The organism is Mesotoga infera (genome assembly GCF_900157305.1).
Taxonomy (GTDB): Bacteria; Thermotogota; Thermotogae; order Petrotogales; family Kosmotogaceae; genus Mesotoga; species Mesotoga infera.
On the sequence record NZ_LS974202.1, the window covers coordinates 2,905,717 to 2,926,826 of the forward strand.

General features: G+C 51.3%; 23 protein-coding genes and 1 CRISPR repeat array (1 of these 24 running past the window's edge). Of the genes, 11 read left to right on the forward strand and 12 right to left on the reverse strand.

Features of this window, described 5'->3' with window-relative positions:
* Positions 1 to 172 precede the first annotated feature (172 nt).
* From MESINF_RS13285 to MESINF_RS13315, 7 genes are all read left to right on the forward strand, one after another.
* On the forward strand, positions 173 to 982 hold the full coding sequence (locus MESINF_RS13285) for an FAD binding domain-containing protein (protein WP_231936925.1): 810 nt from the start codon (positions 173 to 175) through the stop codon (positions 980 to 982).
* 2 nt (positions 983 to 984) lie between these two features.
* The gene (locus MESINF_RS13290) at positions 985 to 1,821 is read left to right on the forward strand and encodes an FAD binding domain-containing protein (RefSeq protein ID WP_169700612.1); all 837 of its coding nucleotides are present in this window, start codon (positions 985 to 987) and stop codon (positions 1,819 to 1,821) included.
* A complete protein-coding gene (locus MESINF_RS13295) occupies positions 1,818 to 2,291 on the forward strand; it encodes a (2Fe-2S)-binding protein (RefSeq protein WP_169700614.1) in 474 nt (157 codons plus the stop codon). Before MESINF_RS13290 ends, MESINF_RS13295 begins: the two co-directional genes overlap by 4 nt.
* A gap of 1 nt (position 2,292) precedes the next feature.
* Positions 2,293 to 4,605 (forward strand): xanthine dehydrogenase family protein molybdopterin-binding subunit, encoded by a 2,313-nt coding sequence (locus MESINF_RS13300; RefSeq protein ID WP_169701094.1) that lies wholly within the window; start codon positions 2,293 to 2,295, stop codon positions 4,603 to 4,605.
* A 1-nt stretch (position 4,606) separates the two neighbouring features.
* Positions 4,607 to 5,713 carry a sugar ABC transporter substrate-binding protein gene (locus tag MESINF_RS13305; protein ID WP_169700616.1) on the forward strand — a complete coding sequence of 369 codons (1,107 nt, stop codon included), beginning with the start codon at positions 4,607 to 4,609 and terminating at the stop codon, positions 5,711 to 5,713.
* 1 nt (position 5,714) lies between these two features.
* Positions 5,715 to 7,748 carry an ABC transporter permease gene (locus MESINF_RS13310; RefSeq protein ID WP_169700618.1) on the forward strand — a complete coding sequence of 678 codons (2,034 nt, stop codon included), beginning with the start codon at positions 5,715 to 5,717 and terminating at the stop codon, positions 7,746 to 7,748.
* Between the two features lie 90 nt (positions 7,749 to 7,838).
* Positions 7,839 to 8,786, forward strand: a complete 948-nt coding sequence (locus tag MESINF_RS13315) for a S66 peptidase family protein (RefSeq protein ID WP_169700620.1) — start codon at positions 7,839 to 7,841, stop codon at positions 8,784 to 8,786.
* Positions 8,787 to 8,823: 37 nt separating this feature from the next.
* On the opposite strand, the gene MESINF_RS13320 is transcribed toward MESINF_RS13315, so the two are convergent.
* Genes MESINF_RS13320 through rpsF form a run of 10 tightly spaced genes read right to left on the reverse strand, consistent with a single transcriptional unit; the run spans position 8,824 to position 14,998 of the window.
* Positions 8,824 to 9,783 (reverse strand): NAD(P)/FAD-dependent oxidoreductase, encoded by a 960-nt coding sequence (locus tag MESINF_RS13320; RefSeq protein ID WP_169700622.1) that lies wholly within the window; start codon positions 9,781 to 9,783, stop codon positions 8,824 to 8,826.
* A gap of 12 nt (positions 9,784 to 9,795) precedes the next feature.
* Positions 9,796 to 10,443, reverse strand: coding sequence for a protein disulfide oxidoreductase (pdo, locus tag MESINF_RS13325; protein ID WP_169700624.1), 648 nt, complete (start codon positions 10,441 to 10,443; stop codon positions 9,796 to 9,798).
* Positions 10,444 to 10,503: 60 nt separating this feature from the next.
* A complete protein-coding gene (locus MESINF_RS13330; protein WP_169700626.1) occupies positions 10,504 to 11,055 on the reverse strand; it encodes a hypothetical protein in 552 nt (183 codons plus the stop codon).
* Positions 11,056 to 11,060: 5 nt separating this feature from the next.
* The gene (locus MESINF_RS13335; protein WP_169700628.1) at positions 11,061 to 11,993 is read right to left on the reverse strand and encodes an SPFH domain-containing protein; all 933 of its coding nucleotides are present in this window, start codon (positions 11,991 to 11,993) and stop codon (positions 11,061 to 11,063) included.
* Positions 11,994 to 12,010: 17 nt separating this feature from the next.
* A complete protein-coding gene (locus MESINF_RS13340) occupies positions 12,011 to 12,448 on the reverse strand; it encodes an NfeD family protein (protein ID WP_169700630.1) in 438 nt (145 codons plus the stop codon).
* Positions 12,449 to 12,483: 35 nt separating this feature from the next.
* Complete coding sequence (locus MESINF_RS13345) at positions 12,484 to 13,335, reverse strand: MBL fold metallo-hydrolase (RefSeq protein WP_169700632.1); 852 nt, start codon at positions 13,333 to 13,335, stop codon at positions 12,484 to 12,486.
* Position 13,336: 1 nt separating this feature from the next.
* Positions 13,337 to 13,792 carry a 50S ribosomal protein L9 gene (gene rplI, locus MESINF_RS13350; RefSeq protein WP_169700634.1) on the reverse strand — a complete coding sequence of 152 codons (456 nt, stop codon included), beginning with the start codon at positions 13,790 to 13,792 and terminating at the stop codon, positions 13,337 to 13,339.
* A gap of 47 nt (positions 13,793 to 13,839) precedes the next feature.
* A complete protein-coding gene (rpsR, locus tag MESINF_RS13355; RefSeq protein WP_169700636.1) occupies positions 13,840 to 14,073 on the reverse strand; it encodes a 30S ribosomal protein S18 in 234 nt (77 codons plus the stop codon).
* A gap of 15 nt (positions 14,074 to 14,088) precedes the next feature.
* Positions 14,089 to 14,544, reverse strand: coding sequence for a single-stranded DNA-binding protein (locus MESINF_RS13360; protein WP_169700637.1), 456 nt, complete (start codon positions 14,542 to 14,544; stop codon positions 14,089 to 14,091).
* A gap of 1 nt (position 14,545) precedes the next feature.
* A complete protein-coding gene (rpsF, locus tag MESINF_RS13365) occupies positions 14,546 to 14,998 on the reverse strand; it encodes a 30S ribosomal protein S6 (protein ID WP_169700638.1) in 453 nt (150 codons plus the stop codon).
* A gap of 231 nt (positions 14,999 to 15,229) precedes the next feature.
* Between rpsF and MESINF_RS13370 the strand changes: the two genes are divergently transcribed.
* From MESINF_RS13370 to MESINF_RS13380, 3 genes are read left to right on the forward strand one after another with little or no spacing between them, the layout of a single operon-like run.
* Complete coding sequence (locus MESINF_RS13370; RefSeq protein WP_169700639.1) at positions 15,230 to 15,703, forward strand: flavodoxin domain-containing protein; 474 nt, start codon at positions 15,230 to 15,232, stop codon at positions 15,701 to 15,703.
* A 9-nt stretch (positions 15,704 to 15,712) separates the two neighbouring features.
* On the forward strand, positions 15,713 to 16,312 hold the full coding sequence (locus tag MESINF_RS13375; RefSeq protein WP_169700640.1) for a TetR/AcrR family transcriptional regulator: 600 nt from the start codon (positions 15,713 to 15,715) through the stop codon (positions 16,310 to 16,312).
* Entirely contained in the window at positions 16,309 to 16,722 is a 414-nt protein-coding gene (locus MESINF_RS13380) for an FMN-binding protein (RefSeq protein ID WP_169700642.1), read from the forward strand. The genes MESINF_RS13375 and MESINF_RS13380 overlap by 4 nt, the downstream gene beginning before the upstream one ends.
* A 128-nt stretch (positions 16,723 to 16,850) precedes the next feature.
* Here MESINF_RS13380 and MESINF_RS13385 read toward each other — a convergent pair whose 3' ends face one another.
* The gene (locus MESINF_RS13385) at positions 16,851 to 17,345 is read right to left on the reverse strand and encodes a hypothetical protein (protein ID WP_169700644.1); all 495 of its coding nucleotides are present in this window, start codon (positions 17,343 to 17,345) and stop codon (positions 16,851 to 16,853) included.
* Between the two features lie 22 nt (positions 17,346 to 17,367).
* Positions 17,368 to 18,177, reverse strand: a complete 810-nt coding sequence (locus tag MESINF_RS13390) for a class I SAM-dependent methyltransferase (protein ID WP_169700645.1) — start codon at positions 18,175 to 18,177, stop codon at positions 17,368 to 17,370.
* A 188-nt stretch (positions 18,178 to 18,365) separates the two neighbouring features.
* Here MESINF_RS13390 and rapZ point away from each other — a divergent pair, with 188 nt between their 5' ends.
* Complete coding sequence (gene rapZ, locus MESINF_RS13395) at positions 18,366 to 19,253, forward strand: RNase adapter RapZ (protein WP_169700647.1); 888 nt, start codon at positions 18,366 to 18,368, stop codon at positions 19,251 to 19,253.
* 771 nt (positions 19,254 to 20,024) lie between these two features.
* Positions 20,025 to 21,110: direct repeats of the CRISPR family, unit length 30 nt; unit sequence GTTGAGCGAGAACCATAGTGGGATGGAAAC (it continues 329 nt past the right edge of the window).

Consider the following 21,110-nt stretch of genomic DNA (forward strand, 5'->3'; position numbering starts at 1 on the left):
AGAGTGTTGCAGGTTGAGACGGGATAGTCGGCGCTTTTCGGATTCGTGCCCGGGGCGTGGAACAATGCCTATCGATGGTTCTCAGCGCTCCGATATTACTATGTTTCGTCGGAATCGGCGTCCACGGTGAAATGCGAAAGGGTGGTGGTGGCGTATTTCCTTTAAATTATTGATGCCCGTTGATGAGAGAGAACTCAAGAGTATGCTCGACGGCGAAGACTGCAAGATAATGGCCGGCGGGACGGATCTGCTGGTCAGGATAAGGTCGGGCAGGCTCTCCCCGGCCAGGGTGGTAAGTCTAGCCAGAATGAAGGGCATGGACGATATACTCGATCTGGGCGAGGAGATTTCGATCGGGAGCAGGGTGACGATGAGCGAGCTGCTCGATTGCGAACTCGTAGCTAACTGCTGTCCGATTCTACCGATGGCCATTCGCGAGATCGGAAGCCCGCAGATAAGGAACAGGGCAACGCTGGCGGGCAATCTGGTGAACGCCTCACCCGCAGGGGATTCTATTCTGGCCCTCTACCTCTCGAACGCGACGGTGGTGATCTTTGGTGCGAACGGGGAGCGGAGGGAGAAGGCTTCTTCCTTTATAAAGGGACCGGGAAAGACAACGCTCTCTAGAGACGAGTACGTCAACGCGATACTGGTCGAAAAGACAGCGGGCTATTTTCCCCAGTTCTATAAAGTCGGGCAGAGGAGTGCGATGGCGATCGCCGTCGCTTCGGTCGGCTCTTTGATATCCGGCACGAAAATTCGAATGGCCTTCGGCTCGGTTGCGCCCACAGTGGCCATGCCGGAGAAGGCCTGCGAGTATTTCGAGAAGGCCGGAGAGGAGTTCGACGATCGGGAGTTCACTAGACTGGCCATGCTTGCGATATCGCCGATAGACGACGTGAGGGCCAGCGCCTGGTACAGATCGACGGTGGTCAGGAACCTTGTTCAAAGAACTCTAAATGTCTGGAGAAAGAAGGGGTAATCATGCTTTCGAACGTAAAAGAGTACTTCAGGCCAAAGACGGTAGAGGAGGCCTTCGAGATAATGGAGGCCGACAGGGAGCATTCGATCTTCCTCTCGGGCGGCACGATAGTCGCATTGATGGAATCCTCAAGGATAGAAAGGATAATCGATCTTAAAAACCTCAGGTTCGATTCGGTCTCCATCAAAGAGGACGAGATAGTCGTTGGCGCGACTACCACGGTCGAGGCTTTCAGGAAGGACCCGCTGGTGAGGAAGGAGTTCGGCGATTTCTTCTATGATAGTTTCTCGCTGGTCGGCTCATGGCAAATAAGAAACATGGCCACGATTGGCGGCTCGATCGCCCCGAAGCTCGGCTGGTCTGATGTGAGCGCCTGTCTTCTTGCGGCTGGAGCCGGTCTCATAGTCTATGGCTCCGATGGTTATAGAAAGATGTTGCTATCGGATTACTTCGCTCTTCCGGCCGGTGAAAAGCCTTTAATAACCCACATAATAATAAAGAAGGACGGCTGGATATCGGCCTTCGAGAAGTTCTCAAAAACTACCTTCGATATCGCGACCGTGAACGTCGCCTTATCCATCATGCCCGAGAGGGGACGCATAAAAGCCGCGAGAGTCGTGTGCGGTTCGAGGCCGCAATACCCGATGAGGTTCGATACGATAGAGAGCGCCCTGGAGGAACTGGAGATCAACGATTTAATGCCCTCCATCGTGCGCAGTCTGGTCTTCGACAACTTCACCGGCGGATCGAACATGCTCGCCTCATTCGAATACAGAAAGCACCTCGCTTCGGTGATGGCGCAGAAGGCCGCCGAGAAGATAAAGGAGATGGTCATATGAAAATAACGCTCGACGTCAACGGAAACCTTCACGAGATCAACATCGATCCGGGCGATTATCTCCTCGAAGTATTGCGAGATCTCGGCTATAAAAGCGTGAGGAGGAGCTGCCACTCGGCCAGTTGCGGAACCTGCACGGTTCTGGTAGGCGGGAAACCGGTCCTTTCCTGTTCAACCTTCGCCGCGTCCGTTGATGGCCAGCGCATCGAGACCGTCGAAGGACTTTCACAGGGCGAGAAGCTCCATCCCATACAGGAAGCGATTCTGGAGGAGGGAGGGGCGCAGTGCGGCTACTGTATACCGGGGATCGTTTTGACTGGCGAGGCGCTCCTGAGGGAGAATCCCGACCCTTCAGACGAAGACATAAAGCTGGCCCTGAACGGCAACATCTGTCGGTGTACAGGGTACGAGTCCCAGAACAGGGCGATTAAGAAGGCTGCCGAAGTGATGAGAGGTGACGACTATGAGTGATATGAGTGAAGCCTTTGAAACCGTTGGAAAACCGAAGAAGAAGCTCGACGGCAAGGCCCTCGTAAGGGGAAAACCCGTATATACTCCAGATTACGACGTCCCAGGCGCTCTCATCGTGAAACTCTTGCGCTCCCCGTACGCGCACGCGATAATAAAGAGCATAGATGCCGATCGGGCAAGGGCTATCGAGGGTGTCGTCGCCATTCTGACTCACGAGGACGTAGAAAGGATTCCCTATTCCAGGGCCGGTCAGGGATACCCCGAGCCTTCGCCTTACGACACTTTCCTGCTCGACAGGAAGGTGCGCTATGTCGGAGACGCGGTCGCGATCGTGGCGGCTACCTCCGAGAAGGCTGCCTTGAAAGCCCTGAAGTCGATAGATGTCGAATACGAGCTGCTCGATCCTGTTCTGAACATGGAAGACTCGATGAGAGAAGGGGCACCCGTGATACACGACGAGGAAGACTGCTCGGGAGTCTTCGATAAATCGAGAAACATCGCGGCGCACTTCGAAATGGAGATAGGAGATGTCGAGGAAACGCTCAACGGTTGCGATTACGTCATCACGAGAACCTACCACCTGGACACCCAGCTCCACGCCGCACTGGAACCGCACAACGCGGTGACCTACCTCGATCCCGCCGGCAGACTCATTGTGGTGACATCCACGCAGGTTCCCTTTCATTGTCGGCGCATCCTTTCGAGAATACTGAAGAAACCGATATCGGAAATAAGGGTCATAAAGCCCAGGATCGGCGGTGGCTTCGGCGGAAAGCAGTCGATAATAGCCGAACCTTACGCGGCGATGGTGACGCTCAAGACCGGAAGGCCGGCCAGAATAATCTACACCAGAGAAGAGGTCTCGATGGCCTCGAACATACGGCACGAGATGAAGTACGACATAACCGTGGGAGCCGACGCCAACGGCAGGATAAAGGCTATCTCCATGCGCGGTCTCTCCAACACGGGCGCCTACGGAGAGCACTGTCTGACGACTTTCATGGTCTCGGGCTCGAAAACTCTTCCGCTGTACAACAAGGTCGATGCCGTCCATTTCGGCGGGGACGTGGTTTACACAAACCTGCCACCGGCCGGCGCTTACAGGGGATACGGAGCGCCACAGGGACTATTCGCGCTCGACTGCGCCATAGACGAACTGGCGCACGAATTGAAGATCGACCCGCTTAAATTGAAGGAGATGAACTCGATCAGGGAGGGGGAGACCTCTCCGATCTTCAAGATAATGGGCGAGGGCCGTGAAGGCGTTCCACAGATAATGAAGAGTTGCAAACTCCAGGAGTGTATAGATCTGGGAAAGAAAGAGATAGGCTGGGACGAAAAGCGCGGCAGGCGCATGAGAAATGGGAGCAGGGTCAGGGGTGTAGGCTGCGCACTGGCCATGCAGGGATCGGGCATACCCAAGGTCGATATGGGCGCCGCTACGTTGAAGATGAACGAAGACGGCTCCTTCAACCTTCTGGTGGGAGCCACCGATATAGGCACCGGAAGCGATACCATTCTCGCCCAGATCGCGGCCGAGGTCCTCTCCGTGCCCCTGGAGAAGATAATCGTCTATTCTTCTGATACCGACGTGACACCCTTCGACGTAGGCGCTTACGCCTCCAGTACCACTTATGTCTCGGGAAACGCGGTGAGGCTGGCGGCCGAAAAGGTGAAAAAACAGATACTCGAGCTGGCGGCTAACTTCCTGGAGAGGGAGGAAAAGGAGCTGAAGCTCTCGGCCGGAACCGTGACGTGCAGCGATGGAAGCTCGGTTAGCCTCGAGGAGCTCTGCACCAAACACATGTACACCTTCAATCAGCAACAGATCGCCGCGACGGCCTCCTACGTGGGAGAGGAGTCGCCACCACCCTTCCTGGCCACCTTCGCCGAGGTCGAGGTCGATACAGAAACCGGCAAAGTTTACCTGATAAACCTCGTCTCTTACGCCGACTGCGGACTGGCACTAAACCCCATCCAGGCCATAGGCCAGCTCGAGGGCGCCTCGATGCAGGGCATAGGCTGGGCTCTTTATGAGGACATAATATACTCCAGCGGCGGCCGGATGCTCACCAACGATTTCTTCACCTACAAGGTTCCTTCCCGAATGGATTACGGGAAGCTGACCTGTGGTCTGGTCGAAAGCTACGAACCCACTGGACCGTTCGGGGCAAAAAGTATCGGTGAGATAGGCATAGATTCGCCGATACCGGCGATCGGGAACGCGATCTTCGACGCCACGGGAATAAGGTTGAGACACGCCCCCTTCAGGAGCGAAAAGATCTTTTTCGAAATACTGAATCTGGAGGTATGATATGTACAGGTTTATTTGCAGCCTTTTGATACTGACAATCGCCGTTCCCCTGGCAGGGCTGACCGTTTGGGTAAGCTGGGAAGGCGAGGATTTTTACAGGGAAGTCGCCTCGTCGTTCGAGCGGGAAAAAGGAATAAAGGTCGTACTGGAGTATTTCCCCAAGATCGAGGATAAGCTCGGGGTCGCTCTCAAGACGGGTGATCTGCCCGATATGGCCCTCGCCAAGGATACTTATTCGGGGAACCTGGGGGCTTCGAAAAGACCACTCGAAATCGCTGCCGATGACCTGGCAGGTTTCAAAGGGGAGTACCTGGAAGCCTACACTTACGGCGACGCCGTCGTTGCGCTTCCCTTCTACGCCGATGTTCAGGTGGCCTTCATAAACAGGTCTGTCTTCGAGAAGGCCGACCTGCCGCTTCCCGAGGAGCTCGACATGGGAGAGCTCGAAACGCTTGTTCAGGAGCTGAAGAAGGTCGTTCAGTATCCCGTCGCCTTCGATTTCACATCTCCCTACATGATGTTTCCCTATATTTCCGATTCCCCTCCCGTAGGAGAGGACGGAAGGCCGCTCTTGAACGGCAGGGAACGTGTAGAGGCAGTCGAAGCGATCAAGCGATACTTCGACACCGGCGTGATAAGCAGACTGGAGAGGGCCGCGATGAACGGCCTTTTCAGAAACGGGAAGATAGGTATAATGCTCCAGGGCAGTTATATGGCCGAGAAGTTCGCGGCCGCGAATCTTGACTTTGCTATGGTGCCGCTCCCCGACCTGGAAGGCAGGCAGATAAAAGGCGTCATAGATTCCAAGGGCTTCTTCCTCTTCAAAAAGGAAAGCTACGCGCAGTCCATAGAGTTCGCGAGATACCTGATGGAGAAGAGCGAAGCCTTCTGCGGGCAGTACAGAAAATATCCGCTCTTCGAAGCGGCCTGGAGCGATCCGGAGCTGGAGAGAATCGTCGAGGGCGGACAGTTCATGCCCAACGGGCCGGGATACCAGGCGATGCTTTTTGAAGCTTTCGAGCCGGCCCTTCAGGCTATATACGGCGGTAATATGGGTGTCGAGCAGGCATTGAACGGAGCTCAAGGATACATAGATTCGGCCTGGTGAGATGCTTCCGGCGCTGTTGGTTATAATTGCTCTGGTCTCGCTGCAGTTCGTGGTCAGAAAGAACTGGACGCTCGGGCTTCCGGCCTTTCTGATCGTTCTGCTGACAATCGTGGGCCCTGTTCTCTGGGCCCTTTTCATCTCTTTCACCAGTTACGGCGTCTATCAGGAGAGGCCTATCTTCGTGGGCTTCTATAACTATTCGAAGATACTGCAAGATACAGGCTTCAAACTCTCGCTCAAGTTGACGGTTTTGTGGTCTTTTTTGAGAGCTTCGCTGGAGATATCGCTATCGTTTCTTCTTGCCCTGAAGCTGAGAAAAAGCTCAAGAACCACAAGGTTGGCGCTGCTATTGCTGGCGCTCGGTTGGTTCGTCCCCTCCTTTATAACTGTGTCGGGATGGAGGGCCTTCATACAGGGCTACGGTGGCTACTCTCTGCTGAATATCGTTCTGGGAACGGGCGTTGATCTTACTCTCAATCCGGTTCAGGCTTTCCTGGCCACACTTCTGGTAAGTGTCTGGCAGTCGATACCCTTTTCAACGATGATAATAGTCGGGATGCTTGGCAGGGTTTCCGGGGAGCTGGACGATATGATGAGGCTTGACGGCGCTGGTGATTTCGCGGGCGCGACGCTTCTTCTGGGGGAGATACGCCATCTCATGATACCTTACGCCCTTTTCCAACTGGCAAGAGCAACGAAGGAGTTCACATCGGTCTTTCTCCTTTCGGGCAACGGGCCACTGCTGCCGGAGGGGTTCACACCGCAGACGCTGGTCGGCTCGACCTCCTTCGCCGGGGTGGTTCTCTTCAGGAAGTTCGCCGCCGTCAAGGATTACGGTCTCCTCTCGGCCTACACAGTCTTCGCAGGGGGCTTCGCGATTCTGTGGATACTAGGGGCCGTGTTCTCCAGAAACAGCGTCCCTGCGCGCCATAGACAGATCCTCTTCTTGAGCGCCGTGGCGCATCTCTTTCTGGGAGCCTACACAGGCTGGAGCTTCTGGTTTCTGGTGCCGGTAACGGCCTATTCGCTTCTCCCCTTCACCATACCGCGCCACAGAAGACTTTTCCGCTTCGCCGTCGGGGCTTCGGTCATCTACGAAGTCGTAATGAATATTGTGAAGATCTCGCTGGAGGGCGTTAGCGGTATAGTGCCGGCCAGTTTCCTCAGCGTTCCTCTGATTCTCCTTTCGATGAGGTACAGATTTCCACCGATCGACTTCACGCTTCCACGGTGGCTTAAAAGTTCGCTACTGATCCTATCTCTCCTGCCAACGATCTTTCTCGTTGCATACATTCTACTTCTCTCTTTCTCGGGTGAGGGAGAGATAATCCCTTCACTGAACGCGCTCACGGTGTCGAATTATCAGCGGGTCGTAGGCGACGGTCTTTTGAACAGCATCCTCAACACTCTAAAAACGGCCCTCTGGAGCTTCGTGATAATTCTTGGAACAATTACTCCTCTGGCTTATCTCTTCGCTACCAAGAAAGGCTTGCTCGCGAAGACGACTGCATCGCTGGTGCTGCTGGGAAGCCTCTACACAGGGATGCACACGCTATTGCCACTCTATTTCATATTCAGGGGTATAGGTTTGACCGATAGTTTCTTCGGTGTCGCTTTGGTCATTACGGTTCAATCGGCACCTCTGGCCCTGCTAGTTCTCGGAGGCTTTTTCGCCTCGGTGCCACGTGAATTGAGAGAGATATCGAGAGTCGATGGCCTATCCGGGATCGGCTATCTCTGGAGGGTGCTCTTCCCCCTCTCTCTGCCGGTCGTTGGCGGAGTTTTGACTTACGTGCTGGTTTCCTGCTGGAGCTCCTTCACGCTGCCCCTGATCATGCTTAACCGGAGCGAAATGATGCCCTTCTCGCTGAAAGTCTTCTCATACGCCGGCGAGATAAGGAGCTACTACACTTCCTGGAACCTCTTCGCCGCGGCGTCGGTGATCGGTACCGTGCCGCTCCTCCTGCTTTTCAGGATCGCTAGGTCGATGATTTACAGCCCCGGTCTGGGCGACAGGGGCGTCGGTTACGACTGAGTTCTGCGGAGAATCTTTTCAAAGGCTTATTGATTTTGACTCCCGTAGATGGCAAACTATTAAGTATAGCTTTAACTGGAGGATACTCTAATGAGAAAGGTCTGGTTGATGATTATGCTGCTCAACTTCTTGCTTCTCAGCAACTCGCTCTCGGCAGGAGAGATAAGAACGGTCTTCGTGACGGCTCCATCGAGTTTTCCCGACAGGGGCAAACTCGACGCCGGTGTCGCCGCGCTCAGGAACGCCGGTTTCAGGGTCGTCGTCGGAAGGAGCTGTCAGGTCTCTCTCTCTCCGCGGGAGAAGGCTCAGGAGTTGAATGAAGCCTTCTCGAATCCCGAGTACGAAGCGATCATAACGGCCAGGGGCGGCTACGGATCGTACAACATTCTCGATTGGCTTGACTGGGAGACTATCGCCGCCAACCCCAAACCATTGGTGGGTTATAGCGATATAACCGCACTCCTGCTGGCCATCTATTTCAAGACGGGGATCATCACCTATCACGGGCCGATGGTCGCCGTGGAACTTGGAAGCGACAACCAGTCGTTGAAGAATATAATGGACCTCTTCAACGGCAACAAGATCATCAGGTTCAACTACGTCTCCATGCCCGTGATACCCGGATCGATGACGGGAAGATTGATTCCGGCAAACCTTTCGCTCTTCCAGGCGCTCCAGGGCACCGAGTATCTGGGTTCCTTGAAGGACGCGATTCTGGTGCTTGAAGACGTCAGCGAATCGAAGGAGTCGCTCGAGAGAATGATATGGAACATCGCTCATATAAACGGCTTTTCGTTGCTGCGCGGCGTGATCTTCGCCGGTTTCACCGAGATAAAGAACGGCGATCTTAACGATATAAAGAGGCTTATAAACGATTACTTTCTCGGCAAAGAAATACCCGTCTGGATCGGCATGCCGAGCTACCACGGGGACTTTCCAAAGCTCGTGCTTCCCGTGGGCCAGTGGGTGAACGTCGATATGGAGAAGGGAATCATCGAAATACTCGACTCTCCTGCCGACGTGGTGGAAAAGAAATAAGGGCGCCCTTTGGGCGCCCCTGTATTTATTTTTCCGATCAACCGTTGAAATAGGTCCTGGCCGCGTGGTAAACGGCGATCGCTCCATCGGCTGCCGCCGTTACTATTTGGCGCACTTCCTTTTCCCTTACGTCGCCAATGGCGTAAACGCCCTTCACTTCGGTCTCCATGTTCGCGTCGGTCAGAATATAGCCGAACCCGTTCAGCGGCACTTTCCCCTTGAGGAAGCCGCTGTTTGGAAGGAGTCCTATGAAGACGAAAATACCCTCGATCGGTAGTTTCGTGATTTCGCCGGTTTCCTGATGCCTGATATTTATGGCGCGGACCTGCGTGTCTCCCTCGATCGATTCGACCACCGAGCCAAAGATGTACTCGACCTTTCCGGTAGCGTTCAATTTATCCTGGAGAAGTTTATCGGCCGTCAACTTCGGCAGATTCTGAACTATCGTTATCTTCTTGACCATCTTGCTCAGGTATATAGATTCGTCCAGCGCGCTGTTGCCGCCGCCGATCACGGCGATATGCTTATCGGTGAAGAAGTGACCGTCGCAGGTGGCGCAGTAGCTTATGCCCCTGCCCCTGAAAGTCTCTTCGCCTTCCACTCCCAGGCTTCTTGGGTTGGAACCGGTAGCCACGATGATCACATTGGAGGCGATTCTTCTGCCGTTGTCGAGGATCACGGCCTTTTCCGGCCCCTCGAGTTCTACATCCACGACCTCGCCGTAGAAAAACGGCACATCGAAGGCTCTCGCGTGTTCGGCCATCTTTTCACTCAGCTCCATACCGCCGATACTGGTGAACCCCGTCCAGTTCTCCACCGCCTGTGTGTTGTTCATCTGGCCTCCGTCGAGCGCCTTTTCTATTATCAGCGGTTTCAAACCCGCCTGCACGGAGTATATGGAGGCCGTGATACCACCGGGTCCACCACCGATTATAATTATGTCGTACCTGTCTTCAATTTCCGCTTTTTTTGCACTGCCCAGCTCGAAGAACGACATCTCTTCTCCTCCTCAGAGCGCTTTCAATACCTGTTCCACATACTGACCTTCGGGTATGGCTCCGACAAAGGTGACTCTGTCGTTGACAACTATCTGTGGAACCGACGAAACACCATACTTCATGGACATCTCCTGGAACTCGTTGGCCTCGATCATGTAAGCCTTGATGTTCTTGTTGGCCATGGCGATGTGGTGGGCCGTCAATACGGCCCTCGGGCAGTAAGGGCAGGTCGTGGTGACGAAGACCTTTATCTCCACGGGTTTGTCAATGGCCTCTATCTTCTCGAGCGACTCCTTCGACAGTTCGGGTTTCGCGCCTTTGGAGAAGGTCACTATATCCTGCAGGAGCGTCCCAAATTCGTGGCCGGCCGGTACACCCAGGAACCTGACTCCCTTGTCGTCTCCGTCCGGTGTGAGGAGCACTATGCCCGGTGCCAGCTCGATCTCGTACTTGCGTGCCATTTCGGAATCCACGTCGAAGACTTCGTAGGTGAGTTTGCCGTTTATACCAGACAGCTCATTCAAAAGCTGTTCGGCCGTATTACAGTAATCGCATTTCTTCTCGCTCCTGAAAAAAAGCGCCTTAACCGGTCCTTCCAGCGCCGAAAAAACCTCTTTCACTTGTTTGGTGACATTGTCTGGCAGCAGTTTATTCTCCATCTCTATCCCTCCTAATATGGTTGTTTTTATACCCTATGGGGGTATGATAACATAAATATATTACTCTTCCTTTGATAGTTTGTTTCTAAAATCCTCCCCGATCCATCTACTCACGCTCAAGACAAAGGTAGAGAAGGCGAAGACAAGTATGACGCCGACCCATTGATCGGGAAAGAACCGGGACAGCTCTCTGGAGAAGATCATGATCAGCGCCGAGCTCGATGCGAAGGAGATGTTGCTTTCGATCAGCTTCCATTTCCCCTGGACGAGCAGGTAATTCATGAAAAACTCCTCTCTGGTGTACCCCATGGAAAGGAAGAGCACCCTGAAGGTATCGTCGTAACTGATGATGTGTCTTCCGAGAGAGTTGTAGATGAAGAAGTAAGCCACGAAAAAGAGAAAGGTCAGAAACAGTTTCCGGTTATCGGTCAAAACCAGCGAGGCAAGCAGAGTCGCGGTAGTGGAAGCCGCCGAGTTCATGAACATCAGGTGAGCTGGCGGTCTTCTGACACGCAGATAGAATGCAAAAACCGTGGCCACCGCGAAGGCGGTGGCCAGGCCCGATATTAAGATCAGTATGACAAGTAGCTCGATGGTTTCCTGTATCAGCAATCAAATCACTTCTCGCCGGTACTCTCCCGTTCCCCGGAGGTTGACTTTTCCCTGAAAATTTCGGCCATAGAACCGATAGAGCTCAACATGGCGCTGCTTTCGTAAGGCAGGAAGACTTTGTTGGCCTTTCCGTCGGCGATCTGCTTAAGGGCGTCGAGGTAGCGAATGGCGATTACATCCTTTGTAGGATCGCCGGCATGGATCGCTTTGAATACGTTGATTATGGCGTCGGCCTGACCTTCGGCTTCGGCTATCAATTTGAATTTGTTGGCCTCGGCCACTCTCTTGATCGACTCGCTCTGGCCCTCGGCCTGGAGTATCGCCGACATCTTGTCGCCCTCGGCTTTGGTTATCTCTGACTGTTTGTAACCCTCGGCCTCGAGAATCACGGCTCTCTTAGTTCTTTCGGCCTTCATCTGCTTGGACATGGCGTCCATGATATCCTGCGGCGGGTCGATCTTTTTTATCTCTACCCTCGTGACTTTGACGCCCCACTTGTCGGTTGCCTCGTCGAGTACCTCTCTCAAGGTTACGTTTATCCTTTCCCTCGAGGTGAGCGTCTGGTCGAGTTCCATCTCTCCTATGACGTTCCTGAGGTTGGTCTGTGCCAGTTTTATAGCGGCTATCTCGAAGCTGGAGACGTTGTAAACGACCCTGAAGGCGTCGGTGATCTGGTAATAAATGATTGCATCGACCGTCACGACTACGTTATCCTTGGTTATGACTTCCTGCGGCGGAACGTCTATCACGGTCTCGCGGAGATCGACCTTTATCATCCTCTCGATGAAAGGAATTATGAACTGCAGACCCGGTTGGCCTTCTCTACGGTACTTTCCAAGCCTTTCTACCAGACCCTTTTCGAAGGGTCTTATGATCTTTATACCCGATGCCGCAATTATGAATATAACTGCCGCGAGTACTAGCCACACTATTACCATTTCTCACTCCTCCTCCACTACTCTTGTGTTTTTCTTTCCACGAGTACTGTGGTTCCTTCGAGCCTCACTACTCTCACCGGTGTGTCAACGGGAATCGTTCCGCCGTCGATCGAGCTGGCCCTCCAGTCTTCTCCCTCGATCCTCACCAGACCCCTGTCCAGAGAGGGGTTAATCTCCACCACAACTCTTCCAGTAGATCCCACAAGCCCGTCGATGTACATCTTTTTCGGGGAATCGTTCTTCGAGAGCTTTTTCGCTATCGGTCTGGTGAGCAACACCAGTAACGTGCTGCTCAAGGCGAAGACGATTATCTGCCAGCCGAGGTTGGTGGTGAACATCGCCGTGATGCCGGCCAGAAAGGCTCCTATGGAGAACCACAGGAAAAAGAACGTCGGGGTCAGTATCTCCACTACCAGTAGAACCAAACCAAATATCATCCAACCTATGTAACCCATGCTTTACCTCCTCCCGGAGTACTGTGCACAGGTTTTCACAATGTGAAAACGTGCTCTGGGTGAACTACGTACACTTCCACTCCCGTATCTTCGAGTTCCTTCTGGACGAAGGAATGCCATTTCTTCATTCTGGAAGTATACCTTCCCGATATATGATACAATATCAGTCTCTTTATTCCCTCACTGTGCTTCACACTATCTATGACCTCTTCGACGCTTGAATGGTTCTGGTTCCGTCTGTCTTTCTCCTGAAGAAAAGTGCACTCGTGCAAAAGCGTTTCGGAGTTGCTTATTATCTCTGGAGGAAGGGCGAAAGTGTCGCCGCTTATCGTCACTATCTTCTGGGTATAGATGTCCGTTATGGCATCCCTGCCCTTTTCACGAACTATCGAGGCTATTTCGTTCGATGTCAGACCGGAGAGCTCTTCCTTCAGCTTGCGTCTCTCTTCGTAAATGTGGTAGCCGCAACTGATCTCCCCGGCCGTGTGCTTTACCCTGAAAGGTCTGACCGATCTTTTAAAACTGCCGGCCGTTCTCAGAAATACCTCGTTTCCGTCGTCCAGAGGGTTCAGGATCATGTCGTACCTCAACCTCGGATTCATGCTAACTATGAAATCCAAAAAGGCCTCGATCGCCCTGTTTCCGGCCGGGTAATTTATTCTGAGGGGTTTGTCCCTGTCGCCCATGGCGGTGTTCCGTGTGTTGATAAGGCCCCAGAGTCCCGCGATGTGATCGACATGTCCATGGGTCACGAACACGTCTTTTATGGCGTAAACGCTGTTTCCAAGTATGGTGGAGATACCCTCGCCCGAATCGAAGAGAATCCTTTCCGGTCTGTAGAGAATCCATGTAGAGTACAGCGCTTTCGAGAAGATCTGAAACTCCAATTCAGTTCTCCTCCAGGCTCTCTACACGAATCGCTATCTGTCCCCTGACACTTCCGGGAAGCTTTATGTCAACTTTGTACTCGCCCGTCTGCTTGATGTTCTCGGCCAGATCTATATGTCGTCTATCGATCTCCAGCCCGAGAACGTTCTTTATGTGGGAGGCTATATCGGCCGAAGTCACCGCGCCGAAAAGCTTTCCGCTTGCGCCGGATTTCGCCTTTATTATGAAGTGGTGTTTCTGGAGGGTGCTGAGCAATTCCTCGCTCGCCTTCTTTATCCTGTCTTCTTTTTCCTCTTTTTTCTTCTTTTCGGAGTTTAACTTGGCCAGCTCGCCCTGAGTGGCTTCGATCGCCAGACCCCTGGGAATCAGGAAGTTCCTGCCATAACCGTCGGAAACGGTTTTCACTTCGCCGGCCTTTCCAACGTTCTGAACATCCTTCAGCAGTATGACCTTCATAGAAACCCTCCTTTAAAAAAGGGAGGCTCCAGGCCTCCCGTTTTCGTTTATTCTTTGGTGTAAGGAAGCAAAGCCATGAACCTGGCACGTTGTATGGCTTCCTTGACCATCCTTTGATGCTTCGCGCAACTGCCCGTGATCCTCTTGGGTATTATCTTGCCCTTTTCAGTCACGTACTCGCGCAGAAGGGATAAATTCTTGTAATCTATGTAGGTGGTCTTCGAGCCGCAGAGTCTGCACTTCTTCTTGCTTCTCATTCTTCTCCTATTGTCTCTTACCATGTCGTTCCTCCTGTATCAAAACGGGATATCGTCGCCCGTATCTTCAGATTCACTGCCAAAAAAAGTAATATCATCGTTTCCGGTGCTTCCAACCACGCTGTCCTCCTGCGGAGCCTTCTCAAATCCCCCGGTCGAAACGGCCTGGGCCTTAGTTTCCATGAAACGGACATTCGAGGCCACTACCTCGGCATTCGAACGCGACTCGCCTTCCTGTGTCTTCCACTTGTTTATTCTCAACGAGCCTTCCACGAGGATGAGCCGTCCCTTGGTCAGGTAGTTGGCGATGAACTCGGCCGTCTTGCCGAAGGCGACTATCCTTATGAAATCGGTGTTGTCGTTACCGGAAGAGGGTATATTTCTATCTACCGCGAGGGAAAAGGTCGCGATCTGAGTGCCGCTGGCGGCAAATTTGATTTCGGGATCCCGTGTTAGCCTGCCGATAAGAACGACATGATTGTAGCTGATAGACATGTTATTCCTCCGTTTCCACAGTTTCTACGGTCTCTTCACTTACCGCTTCAGAACCTTCAACCACCGTGGACTCTACCGTATTTGTATCGGTCTGTCCTTCCGGAAGCTCTTCTTCGGAGGTCCCTTTCTTTAGAAGGGCCTTCTTTTCGGCCTTCTCTAGATCTTCTCTTCTGAAAGTCTGCCATCTGAAGATCTCCGGCGTGATTCCGTAGAACTTCTCGAGGATATCCACACTCTCCGAATCGGCCTTGAACTGAATAACGGTATAATCTCCTTCGGAAAAGCCTTTTGTTACCCTGTAAGCCAGCTTCCTGATACCCCATCTGTCGAACTTCTCGATTGTACCGCCCACACGTTCGACGATGTAGTCTCTCACCTTTTCGGCCATCGAATTTCTGCTTTCCTCATCGAGCCTAGGTGAGACGATGAACATTGTTTCGTAGATCCTTATCATTTATTGCCTCCTCCCTTGGACTGTGGCCCTGCCTTTAAGGCAAAGCGGGAATTTCAACGCATTGAATTATAACATACCACCGGAATACTGCAAGAGAAGTTTTCTTTTCAAAGGAAAGGCTATCGGAATGAAGATTTTTCCTTCCCGAAACACAGTGGGGGAGAGATAGAATTAAACTCGTGTCATAATATGAACAATGTTCAATATATTTACAACACGGGAGGAACTACAATGAGTACAGTCATAATTTTTGCCAGCAAAAGCGGAACTGCGGAAAAGTGTTCCAAAATGCTCTCAGAAAAACTGCCCGGAGAAGTGAAAGTGATCGATATCGGGAAAAATCCAAACCCCGATTTTTCCGATTACGACAACGTCATAATCGGAGCCTCTGTCAGGGCAGGACAGATACAGAAGGCGATCAAAGAATTCGTCGGCAAAAACCTCGACTCTCTCAAGTCGAAAAGCGTTGGTGTCTTTCTCTGCATGGGCGGCGACAGATCGCAGTTCGATGAGTACCTGAAGCAGAACTTTCCGGGCGAGTTTCTTGATGCGTGCAAGGCAAAAGGCTTTTTCGGCGGAGAGTTCAACATGGAACGCCTCGGCTTCTTTTCCAGGACTATTGTCAAGGCCCTCTCGAAGGGAAAGCCGATCCCGAAGCTTTTCGAGGAAAATATTCAGGCATTCGCCGATTCCTTCAAAAAGTGAGGTGATCTGGTGAAGGGAAGTGATATCCGTCGCGAAAGAAACAGGGAGTATTTTATAAAGGCGGCACGCCGGATAATTGAAGAGGGCGGAATCAAGGCCCTTAATATCAGGAAAGTCAGCGAGCTGGCGGGATACTCTCCGGCCTCGGTTTACAATTACTTCGGGAGTATGGACGGTCTGATCGGTGCAGTAAAGGACAGTTACGCCTTGGACGCTATGGAATACATAAGCGCCCGCCTGACCGATAATATGACTCCCCTGGAAAGGCTGGAAAACAGCTACCGATATTTCGCGGAATACTTTCTAGATAGACCGGAGATCTTCAAACTGATTTTCATGAGCGGATCTTGGAAAGGGCTCGATCAGGAGAACACACCCAATTTCACCGAAATGGCACGACAGAGAATGGACCTCTTTCATTCGGTGATGAAAAACCACAACGTGGGGGAAGCGGTTCTCGCCAGAGTCGAGAATATACTCTCTTCGATGCTGTTTGGCAACCTGTATTTTCGTAACTTCGGTCTGATGGAGGTTGATCGAGAGACCATTCTTGAAAATGTATCGGGGAACGTATCTTTCGTTATGGACATTCTGGGAGGAAGTAAATGAGAAAAAGCAAATTGCTGATCAGGATACTGGCGGTTATTGCAGTGATTGTAGCGGTGGCGATCGTCGTGTTCGTGACAGTGATAATTCCAAAACTCGAGGAAGGTCTCAAGGTGCTGGATACCATCGAGTTTGGCAGCCTAGATCTGGCATCTATAAATGATGGAAATTACGAGGGTAGCTACAGTGCCGGAATCGTAAAGGCCACCGTGAGGGTGAAAGTCGAAAATCACACCATAACTGATATAGATATCCTCAAACATGACAACGGGAAGGGAAAGGCGGCCGAAGCGATAACTTCGGATGTAATAAAGAACCAGTCGGTTCAGGTAGATGTTGTAACCGGCGCGACTTACAGCAGCAAAGTTATATTGAAGGCTATCGAAAACGCCCTGACCTCTTCCCGCCAGTAAAAACGGGGGAGAAGCCTTTAAAAAGAGTCCGCCACGGCAGATGTGCGGACTCTTATCGACTTTATCAGGCTTTAAGACAGGTACGTTTAAAACTCTTCACCGGTGAGCGACACCGGTTGAACGCCGGTCTAAAAGCTGTAACCGAGAGCCAGATACGGCCTGGCGAAGGGAACCGTGTTAAGTGGTTCGAGTATCCAATAACCGTCGAAACCCCCATCAAGCATGAACTTACCGATGTAAGAGCCGAAGCCTATCCTCGAATAGAGAGGTGTGCCCTGAGGCTTTCTGGAACCTTCGATTATCTGGAAAATATGGTTCAGCGACCAGTACAGTTGCAGCCGGACGTAGAAGTTGTTGAAGACGCCCGGAGTGGCGACCAGCCCGATGTAGGAGTGGTCGGGGATGCTGAACCCCTTCACCACGAAACTGGACCAGTTGAAGGAGAAGATGTAGGACTGCACCACGCCCCTGATTAGAGGCGTCCCCACCGACAGCTCGGCGAAGACTGGCGTTTCCACCGAACCGGAGGACATGTCGAGATTGACACCTATTCCAACGTTGAATGCGATCGAAAACACCATTGCCGATAGTACCAGCACCGAAATTAGCGTCAGCTTTTTCACTACGAAACCCCCTTCAAAATCTTCAAAATGAGTTGTTTCCTTCGTTGCGATAACCAGTCGAGAAGATCGTAGGAAGATCGAACTCCCTTCTCTCGACCTTTATGCCCCAGATTTGCGTGTAGCTTTTCTTACCGATCACGAGCCCTCCGGCCATATCGTTCTCGATTCTCTTCATGCCCCTCTCGAAAGCCTCGTCGGAAATTAGTCTGAGGGCGGAGTAAGCCTTTTCTCTGTACTGTTCGTAATGCTGGTTCTTGAACTCGAAATTGGTCTTGACCTTTGTCGTGTAGATCCCTTCGAAGCCTGCCCGTTTCATGGCGTTCATTATGGCCGAGTTGCCCGGGTATCTCTTTCTGTCAATCTCCAGAACCTCCGGAAAATAATGTGTCAGTGTTCTGTCCTCGATATCCTGGCAGGAATCGGTGACGGTTAGAACGTTACCGTCGTACGTCAGGACTCTGTAACTCTCCCTGAAAAGGGTGTCCAGTTCGGAGAGGTAGTGAACCAGGTTAATATTGAAGACGAAGTCGAAACTGTTGTCCCCGTATGGGAAAGGTTCCTGAGCATCGCCGACGATCAGTTCAAGGCTAGGGTTCTTTTGTCTCGCTTCTTTTATCATGTTTTGACTTATGTCGAAACCGTAGCCGCGGGCATTGAGAAGCTCGGAAAGTATCGAAAGATAATCTGCAGGCCCGCATCCCACTTCGAGAATGTTATTGGCGTAACGTACTCTTTTGAAGATATGCTCGATCAATTTTTCGTTGGGGTATCTGAATTGCGCATAAGTCTGCGCAATCTGGTCGAACGGAAAAGCCTTGTCGTTTCTGCTCATTCAATTCACCTCTAGCTTATAGTGTAACAGAATTACCGGTTCAAAGAATTGGAATTGAGGTGTCTTTCCAACGGCGATTCCGACCTCTATCTCATTAGTCATTGTATAATCAACACGAAGGAACGAATCTCGTTTCCATATTTGTTCTATTTCTGTTTGATTATGACATTTCATGAGGAGTGGTACGAATGTCTTCAAACATAGTTATCATTACCGGCATGTCGGGCGCCGGCAAGTCTTCGGCCATAGACGTGCTGGAGGATTTCGGCTTCTTCTGCATGGACAACGTTCCCCCGGCAATGATCGAGCAACTCGTAGGTATGATAGAAGAGCACTCGGTCGAAAAAAGCGCCTTCGTTATAGATATAAGGACGGCAAAAAAATTCGGGGGTATGGAGAAGCTTCGTAATAGTCTGCTGGCGCTGAAAGAAAGGGGGATCAACATACTATCGATCTTTCTCGACGCCGATGATGACGTACTGTATTACCGTTACCAGAAAACCAGGAGAGCCCATCCTCTCCAGCAGGAACAGGAGCTGGAAAAGGCTATACAAAAAGAGCGGAGTATAATGAATCAATTGAAAGGTAGTTGTGACTATACTCTTGACACCTCAACTATGGACATGAAAGAGATGAAGGAAGCCATAATCTCCATCATCCACAACCGCGGTTACAAATTGCCGCCTATGAGAGTCGAAATCGAAAGCTTCTCTTACAACCAGGGCATACCACACGATGCAAACCTCATCTTCGATGTGAGGTTCCTTCCCAACCCCTACTACTATGAAAACCTCGCAGAGCTTACTGGAATGGACAGGGAGGTCCAGGAATATCTGGAAACTTTTCCGGGAATGGAAAAGTACTTCCAGGCAGTCCTCAACCTCTGCAAAATGACCATTGAAGGTTTCGCAGGAAGCGGGAGGAACTCGGTCAAAATAGCGGTGGGCTGCACCGGTGGCCGCCACAGATCGGTATATATAGCCGAAAGACTCTACAAGGCTTTGAAATCGCCGGACCTGAAACTCTCGATAGACCACAGAGAACAGAAAAAACACCGGAACGGCAGCGAGATTTGAGGAAAGGAGAAAAAGAGAGCCTCCGAGAGTACGCTCCGCTCGCAAGGGCGAGAGCGGAAAACGCGAGAAAAAGAACGTTGAGAGTACGCTCCGCTTACGAGAAAGCCAGAATTCTCTTTTTCCCTCTCTTCCTCTCTCCTAATCTCGAGTCTTTTACCAAGAACCCGTACGCGAAGCGTCGGAAAGAACAACCGCTCTTACATAATCCCAAATTCAGTTAACACCTTAACACAAACCCTGTTCACGCTTCGCTTTTTACCCGGTTTTTTACACATTTCATTCACCCGACCTATTGTTTGACCCTCTCTCGCAAGTATCCTCATAAAAACGATCTCAGAACTTCGTACGCTATGCTTATTGTCGCATCACTTTGCGTTTCTTCGATTTGGGTTAACTCCATTTTGCGGAGTATCCCGATCGGTTTATTCTGTTTCGTCGATCCGCCCCTTAGAACTTTAATGACACGCATTAACTTCAGCGTAATTTCATCTCGTCGGAGCGATTGTATACCATCTGCGTCCCTTTTTCTTTCCTGTTCTAGCTTTTAGACTTATTTTGAATAATTCCTGTACAGTTTACATCGACCCGACAGAAAAAAGGTCGATCGACTTTCAGTAAATGGCATTATTTGCTACCGGCAGAATGCCCGGGACAGCCCTGGTCCGCTTGACTCCTCCTAAAAGAAATCTTTTACCGAGGGCGCTGGGCGGGGTTCAGGAGCGATTTGACTTTACCCCCTGTAATCCTGTATAATTTTTTGTAATAAAGGCTGTTGAGCGAGAACCATAGTGGGATGGAAACGGGGAACAAGTAACTGTATTCCCCGTTGAGCGAGAAGTTGAGCGAGAACCATAGTGGGATGGAAACTTGATTGAAACTTTTCCTTCCTGCTGCCAGAAGCGAGTTGAGCGAGAACCATAGTGGGATGGAAACGTTAGTTTTTTGAATTTTCTTGTTGTTTCAGTCTTAGTTGAGCGAGAACCATAGTGGGATGGAAACAGGTATGATATTAACCTCTATTCTAACCTCTATGAGTTGAGCGAGAACCATAGTGGGATGGAAACATATCTAGCTCCTTTAGGTCGAAGAACAACGTTTCTTCGTTGAGCGAGAACCATAGTGGGATGGAAACACCTTGAACGGCGTCCCGACCAGGACGTTATTTCTGGTTGAGCGAGAACCATAGTGGGATGGAAACAGCGTGGAACGTAGATCATTTCTATGATGTCGTTTTGTTGAGCGAGAACCATAGTGGGATGGAAACGAATACAGGCCTCTCCAAGTGTAGCCAACTTTACTTGTTGAGCGAGAACCATAGTGGGATGGAAACAAATCCGACTATTGACACTAGTAAAAAACTGTTTGTTGAGCGAGAACCATAGTGGGATGGAAACGAAAAAAGTTAGCAAAGGCGTTGGAGGATCAGGACTCGTTGAGCGAGAACCATAGTGGGATGGAAACCTTTTGTCCAGAACTCGGGGTTATCGACTGGGTTATGTTGAGCGAGAACCATAGTGGGATGGAAACTCACTAGAAGCAAGACCAATCATCTTCATTTTCCGTTGAGCGAGAACCATAGTGGGATGGAAACTTGCGATGTACGCAGCCATAGCGGAGAAATACTCAGGTTGAGCGAGAACCATAGTGGGATGGAAACAAAGTGTGGCCTCTTGTCCACCACTAAGTTATTAAAGTTGAGCGAGAACCATAGTGGGATGGAAACCCATTAATATCGGACAATCTAATTTTTTTGCATATTGGTTGAGCGAGAACCATAGTGGGATGGAAACAGAGACTCGTGGTAGTCCTTCTCTGTTCTCGAGATGGTTGAGCGAGAACCATAGTGGGATGGAAACA

Excerpts from the sequence above, each read along its gene's own strand:
- rapZ (WP_169700647.1), top strand. The coding sequence starts at position 18,366 with ATGTCTTCAAACATAGTTATCATTACCGGCATGTCGGGCGCCGGCAAG.
- MESINF_RS13295 (WP_169700614.1), top strand. The coding sequence starts at position 1,818 with ATGAAAATAACGCTCGACGTCAACGGAAACCTTCACGAGATCAACATC.
- rpsF (WP_169700638.1), bottom strand. The coding sequence starts at position 14,998 with ATGATAAGGATCTACGAAACAATGTTCATCGTCTCACCTAGGCTCGAT.
- MESINF_RS13370 (WP_169700639.1), top strand. The coding sequence starts at position 15,230 with ATGAGTACAGTCATAATTTTTGCCAGCAAAAGCGGAACTGCGGAAAAG.
- rpsR (WP_169700636.1), bottom strand. The coding sequence starts at position 14,073 with ATGGTAAGAGACAATAGGAGAAGAATGAGAAGCAAGAAGAAGTGCAGA.
- MESINF_RS13320 (WP_169700622.1), bottom strand. The coding sequence starts at position 9,783 with ATGTCGTTCTTCGAGCTGGGCAGTGCAAAAAAAGCGGAAATTGAAGAC.
- pdo (WP_169700624.1), bottom strand. The coding sequence starts at position 10,443 with ATGGAGAATAAACTGCTGCCAGACAATGTCACCAAACAAGTGAAAGAG.
- MESINF_RS13310 (WP_169700618.1), top strand. The coding sequence starts at position 5,715 with ATGCTTCCGGCGCTGTTGGTTATAATTGCTCTGGTCTCGCTGCAGTTC.
- MESINF_RS13300 (WP_169701094.1), top strand. The coding sequence starts at position 2,293 with ATGAGTGAAGCCTTTGAAACCGTTGGAAAACCGAAGAAGAAGCTCGAC.
- MESINF_RS13360 (WP_169700637.1), bottom strand. The coding sequence starts at position 14,544 with ATGTCTATCAGCTACAATCATGTCGTTCTTATCGGCAGGCTAACACGG.
- MESINF_RS13335 (WP_169700628.1), bottom strand. The coding sequence starts at position 11,993 with ATGGTAATAGTGTGGCTAGTACTCGCGGCAGTTATATTCATAATTGCG.
- MESINF_RS13305 (WP_169700616.1), top strand. The coding sequence starts at position 4,607 with ATGTACAGGTTTATTTGCAGCCTTTTGATACTGACAATCGCCGTTCCC.
- MESINF_RS13315 (WP_169700620.1), top strand. The coding sequence starts at position 7,839 with ATGAGAAAGGTCTGGTTGATGATTATGCTGCTCAACTTCTTGCTTCTC.
- MESINF_RS13290 (WP_169700612.1), top strand. The coding sequence starts at position 985 with ATGCTTTCGAACGTAAAAGAGTACTTCAGGCCAAAGACGGTAGAGGAG.
- MESINF_RS13285 (WP_231936925.1), top strand. The coding sequence starts at position 173 with ATGCCCGTTGATGAGAGAGAACTCAAGAGTATGCTCGACGGCGAAGAC.
- MESINF_RS13340 (WP_169700630.1), bottom strand. The coding sequence starts at position 12,448 with ATGGGTTACATAGGTTGGATGATATTTGGTTTGGTTCTACTGGTAGTG.
- rplI (WP_169700634.1), bottom strand. The coding sequence starts at position 13,792 with ATGAAGGTCATACTGCTGAAGGATGTTCAGAACGTTGGAAAGGCCGGC.
- MESINF_RS13380 (WP_169700642.1), top strand. The coding sequence starts at position 16,309 with ATGAGAAAAAGCAAATTGCTGATCAGGATACTGGCGGTTATTGCAGTG.
- MESINF_RS13390 (WP_169700645.1), bottom strand. The coding sequence starts at position 18,177 with ATGAGCAGAAACGACAAGGCTTTTCCGTTCGACCAGATTGCGCAGACT.